The organism is Paenibacillus sp. strain BS8-2, assembly GCF_054483835.1.
The window spans coordinates 2502588-2520977 of record NZ_CM137010.1; the positions used below are offsets into that span (position 1 = coordinate 2502588).

Sequence of the window (18390 nt, forward strand, 5' to 3'; positions counted from 1 at the left end):
AAGCAGCCATGAAAATAAAATCGGTCAGCTCCCGGAACAAACAAGACCGGGCAGACACGCTGCATCCGGGAGAAGCAGCCATCCATAAACACTCGATCCTGCGCCGGATCAAGCGAGACCGGGTGTACTTGCTGCTGCTCGTCCCTGTCCTGCTTCACTATATCTTGTTCAGGTATGTGCCGATGTTCGGTATCATCGTTTCCTTCAAGGATTACAATCTGTTCAAAGGCTTGTGGGAAAGCGACTGGGTTGGGCTGAAGCATTACAAGGTATTTATCGAGAATCCGGACGCCTGGATCATCATCCGCAATACAATACTGCTTGGTTTCTATAAGTTCCTGTTCGCGTTCCCGGCGCCAATCATCTTGGCCATTCTGTTCTACGAGATGCGCTGGAAGCGCTACAGACGTTTCATCCAGACCTTGAGCTACATGCCGTATTTCCTATCCTCGGTCGTCGTGTCCAGCATTATGATCATGCTGTTGTCGCCGAGCACGGGATGGATCAACAAAGTTATTCAATCCTTCGGCTTCGAGCCTGTCTTCTTCTTGCAGAAGGCCGAATGGTTCCGAACCATCTTCATCGCGTCGGATATCTGGCAATCGGTCGGCTTCGGGACGATTATTTTCCTCGCGGCTCTTTCGGCCATCGACCCGCAGCTGTACGAAGCGGCTAAGATCGATGGAGCGAACAGATGGAAGCAGACGCTGCACGTCACGATTCCAGGCATTATTCCGGCGATCGTCATTCTGTTCATTCTGCAGATCGGCGGCATCCTAGAGGTAGGCTTCGACAAGGCGTTCCTGCTCGGCAACTCCGCCAACTTGGAAACGGCTGATATCATCTCGACCTACGTGTACCGGATCGGCATATTGGGAGGCGGCTTCAGTTACGCTTCCGCGATCGACCTTTCCATGGCCATCATTGCCCTAATCTTCGTATTGTCCGCCAATAAAGTCGCACGTAAGATAGGTGAAACAAGCCTATGGTAAACATAAGGAAAATCGGAATATTTGACGTCATTAACTTTTTGCTGTTAGCGTTCGTAGGTTTTGTCTGTCTGTTCCCGTTCGTGCATATGGCTTCGGTTGCGTTAAGCTCGCCCGAATACGTCGTGCGCAACGCAGTTGGCTTCTGGCCGAGAGGATTGCAGTGGGACGCCATGACCGCCGTGTTCGAGGATGACCGGTTGTGGAGAGGTTACCGCAATACGATTATGTACGTCTTGCTAGGCGGAGTCATCTCCATGACTCTTACGATCCTTGGCGCCTATTCGCTGTCGAGAAGAGGACTCGTGTTTGGCAAGGGGATTACATTAATGATCGTCTTCACGATCATGTTCTTCGGCGGCATGATCCCGTTCTATCTGGTCGCTCGGTCATACGGGCTCGTGGATACAATATGGGCCATGGTGCTGCCTAATGCCATCAATACGTACAATCTGATCGTCATGCGCACCTTCTTCCAAAATATACCCAAGGAAATCGAGGAGTCGGGCCGCGTCGACGGCTTAAACGATTTCAGCGTGCTCACGAATATCGTTCTTCCGCTGTCCAAACCGGTGCTGATGACGATCGGTCTCTTCTACACGGTGGAGATTTGGAATAGCTTCTCCTCAGCTCTGTTGCTGCTACGGGATCAGGATTTGTTCCCGCTGCAACTTGTCATTCGTAATCTCGTCGTCGTCGGTCAAGCCGGTGACGTACTGGAGACAACGACCGGGTCGGGGCAGAAGGTTATTCTGGAATCTTTAAAGTACGCCGTCATTCTACTGGGCTGCCTGCCCGTCATTATCCTGTATCCGTTCATTCAGAAGCACTTCGAGCAAGGAGCTATGTTGGGCTCTCTGAAAGGCTAAGCACGCGTAGAGATGCAAGGATAAATAAATGTTTGTGGATTTTATTTGCAAGGGGGCAATCACATTGAAACAAATTACAGCCGTCGTGATCGGAGCGGGCGGAAGAGGCAAGGAATATGCCCAGTACGCCCTGGACTTCCCCAATGAGCTGAGCATAACAGCCGTGGCGGAGCCGGACGACGTCAGAAGGAACGCATTCGCCGATCTTCACGGCATAAGCGCCGAGAACCGGTTTACGGATTGGGAACACTTCCTCTCCTTGCCGCAGCAAGCGGACGCCGTTCTCATCTGCACGCAGGACCGTATGCACTTCGAGCCTGCGATCCGGGCGCTTGAGCTAGGCTATCACGTCCTGCTGGAGAAGCCCATGTCGCACGACCCGCTTGAATGCGTGCTGCTTGCGGAGCACGCGGCGAAGCATGACCGCGTGTTCGCCATCTGCCACGTATTGCGGTATACCCCGTTTTTCACGGAAATCAAGAAGTTGCTTACCGATGGAAGAATCGGCAAGCTGATGTCGATCGACATGATCGAGAACGTAGGCTATTGGCATCACGCGCACAGCTTCGTGCGTGGCCACTGGCGGAAGGCGGCGGAATCGAACCCGATGATCCTGGCCAAGAGCTGCCACGATCTCGACATGCTGGTCTTCATGGCTGGCGCGGATTGCGTCAAGCTGTCGTCCTTCGGCGGGCTTACCCACTTTAACGAGGCGAACGCGCCGGAAGGGGCGCCGCTCTATTGCCTCGACGGTTGTCCCGTCCGGGACGAGTGCGCGTATTACGCGCCGGACATCTACCTCGGCAACGGGGACGCATCCGTCCTGCGGGGAGCGGTTAGTAACGATACAAGCAATGAAGCCGTGCTGGAAGCTCTGAAGCGAGGGCCTTACGGACGCTGCGTCTACCGTTGCGACAACGACGTGGTGGACCATCAGGTCATCGCCATGGAGTTCGAGGGCGGCATCTCCGCCACGTTCACCATGTCCGCCTTCACGACGGACGGAGGACGGACGCTCAAGCTGATGGGCACGAAAGCCCAGCTTCGGGCGCATATGGGCAAAGGACTTATCGAAATTACGGAATTCAAGTCCGGCCGTACGGAGACGATCGAGCTGATACCGAGCGGCCACGGCCACGGCGGAGGAGACCGGGGCATCATGCGGGACTTCTCTCAGCTCGTGCGCGGGGAAGGCAGCGGGGAAAGCTTGTCTTCGGCTTCCGTATCCGTCCAGAGCCACGTAATGGCGTTCGCGGCCGAGAAGTCCAGGCTGGAAGGAACGACCGTGGACATCGGATTGTATATGGAGGAGTTATTACAACTGGCTCGTCAAGTCTAAGTGCAAGCGCATTCCAATTCAAGCGGATTAGGGGATGGATGATACGATGACTAGATTCAAACGAGTAAACAAGCAGGTGGCGGCCGTTATGGCGCTGGTTATGCTAATTGGATGCCTGAATATATGGCCCGGAGCAACGACTGAGCGGGCTGCAGCGGCTGATTCGGACTGGCCGGCCGCAGTGCTCCGAGGCGATCAAATGCCTTTCCGACCTACGGATTCGCTGGTCACGACCCAGAATCCGCCGGACTTCAGCTGGCCGTACATTAGCGGCGCCACGAACTATCATGTTCGCGTGGCCCGCGATGCGGCCATGACGAATGGCTTGCTTGAAAAAACGGACGTGAAGGAGAACTTCTATAACTTCCCGGAAGTGTTCGGTTCGGGCATCTGGTACTGGCAGGTCCGGTACGAGAATGGCTCGGGCTGGTCGGGCTGGAGCACGGCCCGCAAGTTCCGGATTACAACGGATGCGGTGCCTTTCCCGGTACCGGCGTTAGACGATTTGATGGATAAAATCGATGTCGATCATCCGCGTGTATGGACCAACCCCGACGATCTGCAGGCTTTCCGGGATTTGAAACTGTCGGGCAACAGCCAGACGGTCTACAACCGGATTAGAACCTCGGTCATGGGCACCTATCAGAACCCGCCGGCGGCTGAGCCGACCTTCCCGTACATGGAGGGATCCGGCGTTCCGACCACCTCGCCGGAATTCGTAGCCGCGCAAGGCGTGCTTCGCGGCTATGTCGACGGGGCGCTGGCCCGCATGATGGAGACGGCGTTCATCTACCTGCTCACAGATGAAGACATTTTCGGCCAAAGCGCCAAGACTCAACTGCTGAGCATAGCTTCCTGGGATGATATGGGATCGACGAAATTCGAAATCCAGGACCAGGTTCACCGCGCGATCGCGTATCGATCGGCGATCGTCTACGACTGGGTCTACGATCTGCTCAGCGAGACCGAGAAAGAGGCGGTCGAGACGATGGTCAAGGACCGTACGACGACGCTGGTCAACAAATTCGTCATTACGCAGCCGATCAACCGGCATCCGTACGACTCCCATGGCTGGACGATCTTCGGCTACATCGGCCTTATCTCCACCATCATGATGCACGAGATTCCGGAAGCGGAAGATTGGTTCGAGGCCACGGTGCCGGCCTACATCAACATGCTTCCGCCATGGGGCGGCGAGGACGGATCCTGGTCGCAGGGAACGGGCTACTGGCAGTGGTCGTCCGGCTCCAACAAGGAGCTGATGGACGTTCTGCTTAGCGCGGGCGCGATCGACCTGTACCAGAAAGCATTCTCGCGGAACGAGGGCATGTATCCGCTTTATATGTTCCCACACGGCAGCCCGACGGGCGTCTTCGGGAACGACAGCCACTACACGCCGGGCTGGACGAGTGTGAATCTGCTGAACCGTCTGTCTCAGATGTATGATGACCAAAGACTGAAGTGGGAAGGGGAAGCGATCGGGGCATCGCCTCAGTTCGGCTTGACGGAATACTTCTACGGAGACGAAACGCTCGGATCCATGCCGCCGGTCGATCTGGCCAAAGGCAAGTGGTTCCCCGTGACCGGTGTTACTGCCATGCATTCGGAGCTATGGGATACGGACCGCACATCTCTGTATTTCCGCTCCAGTCCTTACGGCAGTTACAGTCACAGCAACGCGGACCAGAACAGCTTTATCATCCATGCCTTTGGCGAGCCGCTGGCCGTTAAGGCCGGACATTACGATTACTACGACAGCGTGCATCACGCGGGGTTTGCCAAACAAACGTTCTCCGCTAACGCGATTACGTACGACGGCCGCAAGGGCCAGCAAACCAACAGCATCGACTCCGACGGCAACATTCTCGGCTTTGTCACCCATGCCGACTTCGACGCCGTCAGCGGCGACGCGACGGCCGCTTATAACGGCGGGCTGAGTAAAGCGGTGCGGCATATTCTCTACGTGCGTCCTTCGATGTACGTCGTGATCGACGATCTCGCATCGCCGGCCGCGGGCGGTTCGTCCTTCGAGTGGAACCTGCACACCGACGAGCAGCTCGACTTCCACGAGGATGGCAAGGGAGCGACAGTCGCCAAGGGAGACGGGGAGCTTGAGGTCAGATTCCACGGATCGCAGGCGGACTCTCTCACTACGACGCTTGAGAACCGTTACCTGAACGCGGTAGGCACGGAAGTGGCTCCCGGCGGAAGCTTCACGGGCAGAAAACAGCTTCATGCTTCATTCGTGACTCCTAAGACGAGCGCGGCCAAGCTGGTCGCGACGATGGAGCCGCACAAACGCGGCACGGAAGCGGAGAACGTGGAATCCGAAGACTTCGGCACCTACGTACGTTTGACGTTCGACGATGGTACGAAGGTGTATGTCCGTACGGCGAACAGTGGCACGATCACTACCGCGGACGGAGTTACGTTCGACGGTGCAGCCGCGGCGGTCAAAGGCGACTCCGTGTTGCTCGTCGACGGCGTAAGCTTGGCGAAGAACGGCACAACAGTCGTGGAGAGCGATCAGCGCGCGACGGTTGCCTTCGGCGACAAGCTGCTGTCCGTATCGGCGCAAGCTGATGCAGAAGTCGTACTGAACGCGACTGGCGTTACGGCGTTGCGTGACAGCGACAGCGAAGTCGACATCCCGCTTGGCGGCGATGTGGCAACTGCGATGAACAATGAAGGGGTCCATTGGACGACCTCGGGCAACACGCTAACGTTGCAAGTGGAGAAGGGGCAGCGTAACTTCAAGCTGAACGATGCTCCAGCTACAGGCCCCCTCCCGGATGTAACGCTTGAGACGGAAATCGACGGCGTTCCCGGGGAAGTGACGCTGAAGGCGTACCGCGATTTTGAAGGCGACAGCGTTGCTTGGGGAAGTCTGACGAACGAATCGAATTTCTATCAGGTGCTTGAGGCGCCGGCCGGCCTTTCGTTCCGGAAGCACGGCAGCATTAACAGCGGTCTTCTTGAAGCTAATGCGCCCATTCTTTTGAAGGGAAATTCGGGTATATTGAAACTCAAAAGCGTCGGCACCGGTGACCCGCTGGCATCCGAGGTCATCGACGATCATGGCGCAGTCCAATCGACGTGGGCTATGGAATGGCAGGAAGCAGAAACCTTCACGCAATGGGGCGGCAAAGCTCCTACCATCTATACCACAAGGCCGTTCTTGTCCAATGGCACGGGCGTATCTGACTGGGATCAAGTCGGCCAATGGATGAAGTGGAAGCTGAACGTGCCGAAGACCGGCACGTACGATTTGGTGCTCAAGTACGTGGGGGGCTGGATTCCATCTGGAGGGCCTCGTGAAAAGATCGTCAGGTACCTCCAGCTCGGCAGCGAGCTGAACTACTTCGAGGCGGCTCCGACGACCGACTTTGGAGCGGATCACTCGCTCTGGCGAGCGGTGCGGGTCAAGACGGGTCAACAGCTGCCAGCAGGTCCGATTGAATTGACGATGTGGCATCAGAATGCCGGCATGAATCTCGACTGGATCGGTCTCGTCGAGGTGAAGAGCGACGAGATTCGTCCTTCAGTACCCGGATCAATCTCGCTGGTATCGCAAACCGACGATTCGGTGACCGTCAACTGGTTGCCTGCTACTGACAATGAGGCAATCAAGGAGTACGTCGTATATGTCGACGGCGTGCGCAAGATGACGTCTCCGGTTAACTCTGCGACGATTACCGGTCTTGCGACGGGGGGTGCCTATACTATCAGCGTACGGGCGATAGACACGAGCGACAACATGTCTAACGCGCAGCCGCAGGCGAGTCACCTGACAGTCAGTCTGGCTGACCAAGTGCCGCCACAGTGGGGTAATCCTGCTTTGCGTGCCGAGCTGTTGTTCACGAACGCGGCCCGTTTGGCCTGGGAGCCCGCAACGGATGTCGGCCAAATCAAAGAATACCGGATCCATCGTCTAGGAGGCGCGGAGCCTGTTCTGGCGGGTAAGTCAAACGTTGCTATGTATGACGTAACCGGTCTGACGGCGGGCAGCACTTATACGTTCCGCATCGAGGCGGTAGACGAATACGACAACGTTTCGATCGACAATCCTGAGATTACGGTCACTCTGCCGCTAGCGGCAGATACCAAAGCGGTGTACGAAGGATTCGACCAATGGGCGGAAGGAAATGTTGGGAACGGGAACGGTTGGACCGTTCAACTGCGGAACGACATTAACTCCGTGAAGATCGTGCCCCTAACCGATTTGGGAGGCAACGGCCTGGAAGCCTTGGATAACTGGGTAGACCCGAATGACGCTTATATCGCGGGCCCCCGTATTTGGAGGGAAATGGCCCCATACGGCACAGGCGGAAAAGTAACCGTTGAGACGAAAATGAAGTTCTCGCGTGTCGATCACCCAAGCGGCAACTACACGATCGACCTTGCTGGCAACGGCGCAGCGTTCGCGGGCTTCGTTGGACTCTCGGATGGCGGTCTGGGATTCCAGAGAATGGAAAGCGGAGTTATGAGAACTCCGAGGTTGACGGAATACGGGATGTATACGCAGCCAGAGGACGAATGGGTATCGATTCGCTTCGATATCGATTTCGCGACCAAGAAGTACGACTTGACGGTGCAGGCGGATTCGCTGCGCGGCTATGCGGGTTCTGAAGCCGGTGCCACGGTCGATCATGCATCCGGCACCATTCGGACTACTGATGTTCCGTTCCTTAACAGCGCTTCGAACGGACTAGAGATGTTCCGCATGATCTCGCAACGGTTTACCGGCAAGTTCACGTATGATTATATGACATTTTATCAAACGCCGCCGACGCTTAGCGCGAATACGGCTACTTTCGATAAGAACGCGGAAGATACAAGCGCCGGGCATTATCAGGATGTAGCGACTGAATTGACACTGAACAGCAACTCGCTGGTCAACATCAAGAACGGAGCGGAGACATTGATCTCCGGCACCGACTACTCGTTGAACGACTCGACGTTGACGATCGCTAAGGAGTACTTGGCATTGCTGCCGGTAGGCACGACGACGTTGACGCTTAACTTCGAAAGAAGCGCAAAAACGCTGAAGATCGCGGTTATTGACTCCACACTGAGAGATAGCGTCATCGACCCTGTTGAGGAATCGTTCGATAAGAACGTTGCTAACTCGGCCGACGTATCCGCCACGGTAGAGCTGAATGGCAATACGCTTAGCAGCATTGCCAACGGGGCGACGACGCTGACCGAAGGCAACGAATACACAGTTGACGGCGAGACGGTCACGATCAAGAAAGAGTACCTGGCTGCGCAGGCGGTAGGCACAACGACGCTGACGTTCAACTTCAGCGCTGGCAGCCCTGCTATGCTGGCGATTACGGTGAGCGACACGACACCGACACCGACACCGACACCGACACCGACACCGACACCGGCTCCGACGACCGGAATCGTGGTGGACGGCAAGATCCAGAATGCTGGCAAAGTTACGAACTCCCAGCAGGCTGGTCAGTCGGTTACGACTCTGACCGTTGATGAAGAGATCGTGGAACAAATTCTGGGGTCCGCAGGCAACGGAATCGTCATTCCGCTGGCGTTCGGAGAGAGCTCGGACGTGAAAATCGGGGAGCTTGATGGACGTACGCTCCAACAGCTGGCGGACCGACAAGCGGTGATCGAGCTTCAATCCGGAGGCGCGGTCTTCTCGCTGCCGGCTAAGGATCTCGATTTGGATGACATCGCCGATCAATTGGGCGTCAAGCAATTGAATGATCTGAATATCCAAATCGAAGTCGCCAAGCCGAAGCCGGCAACATTGCAGCTTGTCGACGAAGCCTCTTTGAACGGGAACTTCACGCTGGTTGTTCCGGCTCTGGAGTTTACCGTTCGGGCAACAAGCGGCGATCGGACGGTGGAAGTAAACACATTCGGCTCGTACGTCGAGCGCAGAATCGCCATCCCGGACGGCATCGATCCAAACCGGATTACGACGGGCGTCGTCGTTGAACCGGATGGCACGGTGCGCCACGTACCGACCAAAGTCGTAGAGATTGACGGACAATATTTCGCCGTCATCAACAGCCGGACGAACAGCATCTACTCCGTCGTGTCCCATGCGCTCCAATTCGCCGACGCGGCCACGCATTGGTCCAAGGATACCGTGAACGACATAGGCTCGAGAATGATCGTGAACGGCTTCGAGGACGGAACGTTCAGACCGAACCTGGACATGACCCGCGCGCAATTCGCGGCGATCGTGGTTCGCGGCTTGGGTCTGAGGCTGGAGAGCGGCAAAGCTCCGTTCAGCGACGTGAGAGAGGAAGATTGGTTTAACCGGGAGGTTCAAACGGCGTCGGCTTATGGTCTGATCAACGGCTTCGACGACGGCACCTTCCGTCCGAACGACAAGATTACGCGCGAGCAGGCTATGACGATTATCGCCAAGGCGATGGCCGTAAGCGGCCTGAAGGACAACGTGCAAGGGCAGGACGGAGACGGACTGCTGGCCCAATACGGTGATGCGAATAGCGTAGCCGAATGGGCGAAAGCGGCCGTGGCCGATACGCTGCTTGCAGGTATCGTGAACGGTCGGGACGGCAACATGCTGGATCCGAAAGCATATATCACGCGGGCCGAAGTTGCCGTCATGGTCAGAAATCTGCTGATCAAGTCAGATTTAATCTAATAGAAGAATCTAATAGAAGCACAAGGAAGGCTTTCTCCCTCGGAGAAGGCCTTCATGATTCTGTACGAGGAGGGAAATCCCATATGGGCTACGCATTATCGCAACTGAACCGGGATGGAATCCCGCCGTTGCTTGATGGAATAGAGAATGCGGAAGAATGGAACCGGAAGCAGGTCGGCATCCGCCGGGTCTGGCTGAATTATATCGGGGAGCTTCCCGAGCGTGAGCCTGTGAATCTACGTATCTTGTCCCGGAGCGAACAGCCCGGTCATACGAGGCTTCACGTCTCCTACGATTCGGCTTACAACGATACGATAACCGCGTATCTCTTAATTCCGGACGCCGCGCTGTTTCCTCGTCCGTCCGGGGGATATCCGGCCGTCATGGGGCTTCATCCGACGACCGAAGAAGGCAAGGAAGACATCGCAACGGAGGAAGGTCGACCGAATCGCCAATATGGATGGGAGCTCGTGCAGCGCGGTTACGTCGTGCTGGCTCCTGACGCGCTCACGGCGGGAGAACGAGTCTATCCGGACCGCCCCGCCTTCCATAGCGGGCCATTCTACGAGCTTTATCCAGAATGGTCCACGGTAGCCAAAAACGCGTTAGACCATATGCAAGGAATCGACGTGCTGTGCTCGCTTGACGAAGTCGATTCGGAGGCTATTGGTGCGATCGGCCATTCGTTCGGCGGGTACAACGCTTATTTCCTGGCCGGTCTGGATAACAGAATCAAGGCTTTCGTCTCCAGCTGCGGCTTCAGCCCGTTCACGGGAGATCCTTCGCCGGATCATTGGGGTTACCGCAGTTATCCTTATACGCATATCCCCAAAGTGTCGGAAGACCTGGCGCTGGATCTGATACCGTTCGAGTTTCATGAAATTGTTGCCTTGTGCGCGCCGACTCCGTCCTTTCATTATGCTGGACAGCAAGACCACATTTTCCCGCATTGGAAGTCCGTCGCGGAAGGGATGCTGGAGCTAGCGAAGCTGTATCGCCTGCTGGGCAAAGAAGACCGATTCCGTTCGTACATTGGGACGGGCGGGCACGACTTCCCGGTGGAAATGAGGGAGCTGGCCTATTCGTTCCTGGATAGCTGGCTCAAGCCAAAGGGGGAAGGGCAGTCATGAACATCGTCATGATGCAGGATAAGGGACTTACGGACCGCCTATTCAAGCCCGAACATATCGAACGGCTGAAGCGGCTGGGCACGCTGAGAGTGTTCGAGGGCTACGATAGGCTCACGGCCGAAGACGCCGAAGCGATCATCGAGGGAGCAGACATCGTCATTAACACGTGGGGGAGCCCCCGGCTGGAGGAGAGTCTGCTCAATCGTTGTCCTGACCTGAAGCTGGTCGCTTACGCGGCGGGTTCGGTCAAGCCCGTGCTGAGCCCGGCCGTGCAGGAGCGGGGGATACGGGTGTGCAGCGCTAACGATGCGCTAGCGCAAGGCGTAGCCGAAACCGCACTGGGGCTTGCCATCGTATCGCTCAAGAATATCTGGCAGCTCGCCCGCGACACGCGCGCGGGGGAGTGGGAGCCCAACAACAAGTCGATACGCGAGCTGTACGGGCTGAATATCGGAATTATAGGAGCGGGACTGTCGGGCAGGCATCTGATCAGGCTGCTGAAGCAATTCGACGTTCGTATTCTCGTCTACGATCCTTACCTATCCGATGAGTCGGTATCGGAGCTCGGAGCTGTTAAAGTCGAGTTAGACGAGCTGCTAAAGGAATCCGACGTCGTTTCCATACACGCTCCGTCGATTCCCGAAACCAAACACTTAATAAACGAGCGGACGCTGCGGCTCATGAAGGACGACGCCATCATCATCAATACGGCGAGAGGTTCGCTGATCGACGAGGACGCGCTGGTCGCCGAGCTGCGGCTGGGCAGATTATGGGCGTGCCTAGACGTGACGGAGCCGGAACCGCCAGCCTTGGATCATCCGTTCCGCTCACTCCCCAACTTGACCTTGATCCCGCATATCGCGGGCGCGGTCAATAACGGCTTGTACCGGATTGGCGGCTATATTACGCGAGAGCTGGAGCTGTTCACTCAGGGAGAGCGACTCCAAGGCGAGGTCGATCTGTCGGCGCTTCACCGAATGGCTTAGAGAGCAGGGCGACAACCAATTGGGCGCAACAGAAAACCGTTCCTTGGTCTATGGCGGCAAGCTTGCCACAGACGTCAGGGAACGGTTTCTTTGTGCAGACGGTATGATCGTGGATACGCCTATTACTTAAGCCATTGCTTCCGCGATCGCGGCGTTGATGCGTGCTCGGCGATCGAGCAGCCAATCGGCACCGTGGGGATAACGATTGAAGGCGATCGGCTCTACCAAACCTTCTTCGATCAATGCCATCGCGTGCTCCTTGCCCGTCAGGGATTCTAGCAGCTCCAATGCTCTCAAGTCTTGCAGGCCTTCGCGGAACACTTCCCAGCGCAGCGAATCTACCGGTCCGTCAGCGCCCGGGTAGACGGCAAAGGCATCGCCAGACGGGAAAGCGACGTCCGCATCGGTCACCAAGTACGGGTTGATCGCCTTCGCCGAATACTGGCTGTACCAGAAATTGAAGCCCCAATGCAAGAAGCCTTTCACGCCGAATTTGTAGAATTGCAGGCCGATGATTCGATTGCGATAGGAAGGCAAGCTGAAGAAACGATTGGATACTTTGTCACTCTGGGCGCAGCAGTAATAGGTCCACAGCGGATCAATCTTCTGCTCGATAAAGTCCTCGATATGGTCATTGGACGGGATCGCGATATCGACAAGCCCATGCTTATAAAATTCGTAATTCGACAATGCGTCGAGGAACGGGAACTCGTGCAAGTGTTTTTTCAATATTTCGCTCGCTTGGCGATAGTTGTCCATATGCTCCATCAGCGGCTCGTCGGAGATGTGGAAGTACACTTGTTTTTCTATGCCGCGCGTCCGAATGAAAGTGACAAGCTCGGGCAGGAACTGATCCAGGAAAGAGCGGTACTCGCCGCCAGCCGCATCGGTGTCCCAGCCGAAAATCCGCTTGTCTTCGCCGTTTACTTTGGCCATGATTTTGGGCGCGTGTTTGGCGCCCCATTGCGTGAACAGATGCGAGAATTCGAAATGGCGAATGCCGATTCTGCCGCACATGTCCACCCAGCGGTCGAGAAGGCTGAAATCGAAGCGGTACGCGCCGTCTCCGAACTGCTCCACGGCGACCAACTGGACGGTCGGACGTTCATGGCCGATGGCGGTATCCAGCGGGGGCGTGAACAGCGGCGTGAGCAGCAGGTTGATTCCGTGGCGGTATGCATTGCTCGCGTACGCTTCGATTAATCGCCAGTGCTCCTCGCTGAACACCTCAACGCCGTATTGCGTGGCGATGCAGTCGCTATGAAACCATTGCGTATGTAGCAGCTTCTGGGGCGGCAGCTCAGCAGGAAGCACGTTGAGTGTATGAAGCGCCTCGCCAAGCGCCCTGCCGTCCTGAGCAGCAAACGAAAGCGTGATCGAAGAGGAAACGCGCCCCCCCGCGGAGCCGGATTGCGCCATAGGCGGCAGGTCGACCGTTACCCAGACGGATCGCCACTGTCCCGCAACGGCGTGAGCGCCTTCCTCTAGCGGAACGAGTATGTCAGGGTAGAGGCCTGGCGTTGTCCGGAGGTAGCCCGCGTCGGGATTCGGATAGGTCGGAAGCTCCGAGGGAGCATGGCCTACCGTGCGCAATGTTATAAACGGTGACCAATCGGACTGAACGGAAATTCGTATATTCTTGAGCGTCTCGTGGGAACGGTAGGCGATCTGGAACGAATAGACCTCGTTCCATAACGATGTACCGCTATTGACCTCGGGATCGTGCAGCTCTTGGTCAATGAACACCTTGGTGAGGGAGCTTAGGCTGCGAATTTCGAATGCGGGCGAACCAACGGGCATGATAGACAGTCTCCTTTTTGCTCTATAATGGCTTCATCTTATCAACTGTGTGCGCCTGCCGACAATCCAAATATATTAGCCTTAGTATAACGATATTGACCTATCCCCCGGCAAGGATCATAATGGACGGAACTATGCATTATCGAAGGAATCATGGAGGAGGTTACGGCGATGAAGCAAGGTGCCTACGCCTTTCGTTATACAGAAGCCATACCTGACTTATTGCTGGATACCATCGGCTGGCAGTATACCGATTCGCCGAATTATGGCCACGAAGGGCACTCGCGCCTCGACAACGGGCATGTTGTGTTCCAGTTCACGTTAAGCGGCGAGGGTAGGATCGACCTGGACGGCCAGACGCATCGATTGTTGCCCGGCATGGGGTTTGCCGTCAAAGTTCCGAGTACGTTTCATTATTATTACGACGACTCCACCAAGCGGCCTTGGGAGTTTATTTGGCTGAACGCCAAAGGGGAAGATGCGATTCGAATGTGGGATCGCATCCATGAGAGGAAAGGACCGATTATCTCGCTTCGCGATTCTTCGCCCGCGCTTGATCGCTTCTGGGAGCTGTACCGTGGAGTATCCGAGGAGCAGCTAACTGAGCCGACTGAATTGTCAGTGCGGTTATATCGTTTCATCCTTGCGCTGCTACTGCCGGATGCCGGCCTTCCCGCTCAGGTCCAATCAGTTTCCATCGCGGGCAAGGCGAAGCTGTTCATGAAGGAGCATGTGGCGCAGCCTGTGTCGCTGACTGAAATTGCCGATCATTGCGGCGTGTCCGGCGAATATTTGTGCCGATTATTCCGCAAGAACGAGGCGATATCGCCGCTTGAATATTTGCGCCGACGCCGAATCGAGACAGCGGTTAATCTGCTGAGGACGACGGGACTGGATGTACGCGAGGTCGGACGGCAATGTGGCTTCGAAAGTCCTAGTTATTTCGGCAAGACCTTTAAGTCGTACCTGGGGCTATCGCCGAGCGAATTCCGGACGGATAAACAGGCGTATCCATTCGATACGATTTTTTTGGAGTAGGTGCAGGAAATACGTTTCTTAGTCGGTTGAAGAGAGTAACCAATAGAAGGCCGGAAGTTACCGCTTTAATAGCGAGGACTGCCGGCCTGTTTCGCTTAAATTGCTGCAGTTTCCATGGAAAATTTGACCCCATTGAAGTTGGTAGTAATCAGTGTTAATCTTACATCGGTATACACAAATTGTATGTGCTGTTGAACAATCCAAATTCCCCACCATTATGGTTATACAGAAAGGTCAAACTATGATAAAAGTTGATCATCTATCCTTCGGATTTCCGCAAAAGGATCTATACACGAACATTTCATTTACGCTTGAAGAGGGGCAGCATTGTGCTTTTATAGGAACAAGCGGCAGCGGGAAAAGTACATTGATTGATATACTGATGGATCCCGAACGATATTTGTTCAAGGGTAAGTTAGAGATCGAGCCGTCATGCAACATCAGGCATGTAAGTCAGTTCCCGCAATTCGATATAACAAAGGATACTACCGTTTTTGAATATATCGGGGAAGAATTTATAAAGGTACAAAATGAAATTACAGCTATCTGCACGGAAATGGAAACTGCATCCGACATGGATGAGTTGTTAGAGAAGTATCAAGTTGCTTTAGACACATTTGATACAATCGGCGGGGCTGATTTCGAAAGCAGCATAAATAAGAAACTAAACGTAGCAGACCTCATGAAGCTAAGAGATAGTAAGCTATCCGACCTCAGTGGCGGGGAATTCAAGCTTATTCAAGTGATGAAGGAAATGCTAAGCAGCCCAGACGTCTTGATTATGGACGAACCGGATGTATTCCTAGACTTTGAAAACCTTAATGCGCTTAAAAACCTGATCAATGCGCACAAAGGAATCCTGCTCGTCGTTACGCACAACCGCTATCTATTGAATCATTGCTTCAACAAAATCATCCATCTTGAAGACACGGAGATTCAAGAGTTTGACGGGCGATATATCGATTATAATTTCTCCTTGCTTCAGACGAAGGTTGAGCTGCAAGAAATTACGGTCGCCGAAGAAGAAGAAATTGAGCGAAACGATCAGATCATTAATCAGCTTAGAGTCATCGCCACCTATAATTCAGAAGCTTCCAGAGGCAAAGCATTAAAGGCTAGAGTGAGGTTCCAAGAAAGATTGGAAGCGCGTAGACTCAAAGCACCTTTTGTGGCAATTAAACAACCTAATATTCGTTTTGGCAGTGAAAATGAGCTTCAGGACACCACGGTTGTTAAAGTAAGCAATTATCGTGTGGCCTTTGACGAGCTACTGCTGGACAATGTTAACTTTACGATTAAATCAATGGATAAAGTAGCGATTATCGGGCCCAATGGCACAGGGAAAACGACTTTACTTCGTGACATTTACAAAAATAACCACCCTTCCATTACAATCCATCCAGATGCAAAAGTGGCGTATTTATCGCAGCTCCAAGGCGAAATGTTGAAGGATTCGAACACCATCCTGGAAGAATTTATGGATGCGGGATTCAAAACGTATGATGAGGCTCGATCCTATCTATCGAACTATGGCTTTGAAGGCGAAATCGTTGATCAAAAGATTGGCTCTTTGTCTGGTGGAGAAAAAAACACGCTCCAATTGGCGAAAATTTCTGCCAGCAAAGCAAACGTATTGCTTCTTGATGAGCCGACAAGCCATCTCGACACCTATTCCCAAATCGCACTGGAAAAAGCGATCGAAGAATATAAAGGTGCGATTATTATGATATCGCATGATTTCTACACCGTAGTAAATAGTATGGATTATGTGTTGATCATCGGAGATAAGAAGATCAAAAAAATGAGCATGCATACGTTTAAAGAAATGATTTATGCAAGTCATTTTAATAAAGACTATTTGGAAACGGAACAATATAAAAAAGAGCTCGAAATGAAAATAGAATTAGCCTTAAAAGAAACGAATTTTGAACTAGCAAAGGTCTGGGTCGAGAAGCTGGAAGCGCTGATTAAGTTACTTTAGAGCAGAATGCTGCAAGCCTATAAAAGGATGAAAAGCCTCCATTTGCGAGGCTTTTTTTGCGTGTACAAGCCTCAGTTATATTTCCCTACATACTTAAAGGAGTACATGTGCGTTTTGGTTAAATCGATTACTTCTTGGATGAATTGCTCTTGAGATTCTTTGAAATCATTGCGGATCCAATTGAGAATAAGCCCATAAAAGCCGTACGCCGTATATCGTGTAAAGTAATCCATATTAACGGGAATGTTATTAATTGTTTCGAAAATAAATTGTTCCTTGTAGATCTTTAGGATCGTTTGCGGGAATTCCCTGTGCAGTCCAGGTAACGTATCTTCGTATTTGATAAGCTCGAAAAAATCCCGGTGTTCATAAATATAGTTAATGATATTAAAGGATGGCGCCTTTAATTTTTCTGCGTACATTTTTTGCCCGTGAACATAGGGTTCGCCTACGGCAGCCTCCAATCCTTGAAGCATGGAAGTCAGCAGCTCATCGGCGAGTTTAATTTTATCTTGGTAGTGTACATAGAAGGTGCTTCGGTTATATGCGGCGCAATCAACGATATCTTTTACAGTTACCGAATGATAACCCTTTTCTTTAATGATTTTAATCAGTGCCGCTTTCAAATGATTATTGGTTCGATCTCGTCTTTGAGATGATGCGACTTTGTCGTTGTTGTCGGTACTCATCGATTAACCTCCTTACAGGACATTTTGAACCCAAATGTCTACTAGAAAGACATTTCATATTTTATTGATGATTGTTAACATGGCATAGAATTGTACAATTAAATTATGAACATAATAGCACAATCGCTAGTGGTTGTAGCTTATACAAATAATGTACTGGAGGAAATAACGATGGGCAAACTAGAGAACAAGGTAGCTGTGATTACTGGCGGAGCATCCGGAATCGGAGCAGCTACTGCTCGATTATTTGTTTCGGAAGGCGCCAAAGTGGTTCTTGTTGATTTGAATGAAGAAAAGGGAAAAGCTTTCGAGCGTGAACTGAAAGAGCTTAATGCGGAAGCATTATTTGTCAAAGCTAATATTACAAGTGAAGAAGAAGTGGCAAACATCTTCAAACAAACGATTGAAGCGTTCGGTAAAGTTGACGTAGTATTCAACAATGCAGGCATTGGCAGGGTTCATCCATCGCATGATTTGGCGTACAGCGAGTGGCGCAATACGGTAAACGTTGATTTGGATGGTGTATTCTTGGTAGCGCGTGAAGCGATCCGCGAGATGTTGAAGGCAGGCGGAGGAACAATCGTCAACACGGCATCTATGTACGGCTGGGTAGGATCGCCAGGCTCAGCAGCTTACAATGCAGCTAAAGGCGGCGTCATTAATTTGACTCGTTCACTTGCTCTGGAATATGCAGAACAAAATATCCGCGTGAACTCATTATGCCCAGGATTCATCGATACACCAATTATTCCAGAAGAAAGTAAAGAAGTACTTGCTACAATGACTCCGATGAAACGCCTTGGCAAAGCAGAAGAAATGGCCAAAGCCGTCCTATTTATGGCTTGTGAGGATTCTTCGTTTATGACTGGTAATAGCTTGATTGTCGACGGTGGATATACGGCTCAGTAAGCTAGCTAGCTGCAAGC

11 protein-coding genes are annotated in these 18390 nt (G+C 53.2%); 9 read left to right on the forward strand and 2 right to left on the reverse strand.

Annotation, left to right across the window (positions count from 1 at the left end):
- Positions 1 to 8 precede the first annotated feature (8 nt).
- From ACX1C1_RS10930 to ACX1C1_RS10955, 6 genes are all read left to right on the forward strand, one after another.
- Positions 9 to 992, forward strand: coding sequence for an ABC transporter permease (locus ACX1C1_RS10930; RefSeq protein ID WP_458957100.1), 984 nt, complete (start codon positions 9 to 11; stop codon positions 990 to 992).
- Positions 986 to 1858, forward strand: coding sequence for a carbohydrate ABC transporter permease (locus ACX1C1_RS10935; protein ID WP_458957101.1), 873 nt, complete (start codon positions 986 to 988; stop codon positions 1856 to 1858). Before ACX1C1_RS10930 ends, ACX1C1_RS10935 begins: the two co-directional genes overlap by 7 nt.
- 28 nt (positions 1859 to 1886) lie before the next feature.
- Positions 1887 to 3197 carry a Gfo/Idh/MocA family protein gene (locus ACX1C1_RS10940; RefSeq protein ID WP_458957102.1) on the forward strand — a complete coding sequence of 437 codons (1311 nt, stop codon included), beginning with the start codon at positions 1887 to 1889 and terminating at the stop codon, positions 3195 to 3197.
- A 46-nt stretch (positions 3198 to 3243) separates the two neighbouring features.
- Entirely contained in the window at positions 3244 to 9840 is a 6597-nt protein-coding gene (locus tag ACX1C1_RS10945) for a X2-like carbohydrate binding domain-containing protein (RefSeq protein ID WP_458957103.1), read from the forward strand.
- Between the two features lie 83 nt (positions 9841 to 9923).
- Positions 9924 to 10970 carry an alpha/beta hydrolase gene (locus ACX1C1_RS10950; protein WP_458957104.1) on the forward strand — a complete coding sequence of 349 codons (1047 nt, stop codon included), beginning with the start codon at positions 9924 to 9926 and terminating at the stop codon, positions 10968 to 10970.
- Entirely contained in the window at positions 10967 to 11956 is a 990-nt protein-coding gene (locus ACX1C1_RS10955) for a hydroxyacid dehydrogenase (protein ID WP_458957105.1), read from the forward strand. Before ACX1C1_RS10950 ends, ACX1C1_RS10955 begins: the two co-directional genes overlap by 4 nt.
- A gap of 126 nt (positions 11957 to 12082) precedes the next feature.
- Here ACX1C1_RS10955 and ACX1C1_RS10960 read toward each other — a convergent pair whose 3' ends face one another.
- Complete coding sequence (locus ACX1C1_RS10960; RefSeq protein WP_458957106.1) at positions 12083 to 13756, reverse strand: DUF4091 domain-containing protein; 1674 nt, start codon at positions 13754 to 13756, stop codon at positions 12083 to 12085.
- Positions 13757 to 13927: 171 nt separating this feature from the next.
- Between ACX1C1_RS10960 and ACX1C1_RS10965 the strand changes: the two genes are divergently transcribed.
- Together ACX1C1_RS10965 and ACX1C1_RS10970 are read left to right on the forward strand one after the other, a co-directional pair.
- Complete coding sequence (locus tag ACX1C1_RS10965) at positions 13928 to 14794, forward strand: helix-turn-helix transcriptional regulator (protein ID WP_458957107.1); 867 nt, start codon at positions 13928 to 13930, stop codon at positions 14792 to 14794.
- A gap of 241 nt (positions 14795 to 15035) precedes the next feature.
- Entirely contained in the window at positions 15036 to 16775 is a 1740-nt protein-coding gene (locus ACX1C1_RS10970; protein ID WP_458957108.1) for an ABC-F family ATP-binding cassette domain-containing protein, read from the forward strand.
- Between the two features lie 71 nt (positions 16776 to 16846).
- On the opposite strand, the gene ACX1C1_RS10975 is transcribed toward ACX1C1_RS10970, so the two are convergent.
- Positions 16847 to 17464, reverse strand: coding sequence for a TetR/AcrR family transcriptional regulator (locus tag ACX1C1_RS10975; RefSeq protein ID WP_458957109.1), 618 nt, complete (start codon positions 17462 to 17464; stop codon positions 16847 to 16849).
- 171 nt (positions 17465 to 17635) lie between these two features.
- On the opposite strand from ACX1C1_RS10975, the gene ACX1C1_RS10980 reads away from it, so the two are divergent.
- Positions 17636 to 18373, forward strand: coding sequence for an SDR family NAD(P)-dependent oxidoreductase (locus ACX1C1_RS10980; RefSeq protein ID WP_458957110.1), 738 nt, complete (start codon positions 17636 to 17638; stop codon positions 18371 to 18373).
- The last annotated feature ends 17 nt before the right edge of the window (positions 18374 to 18390 follow it).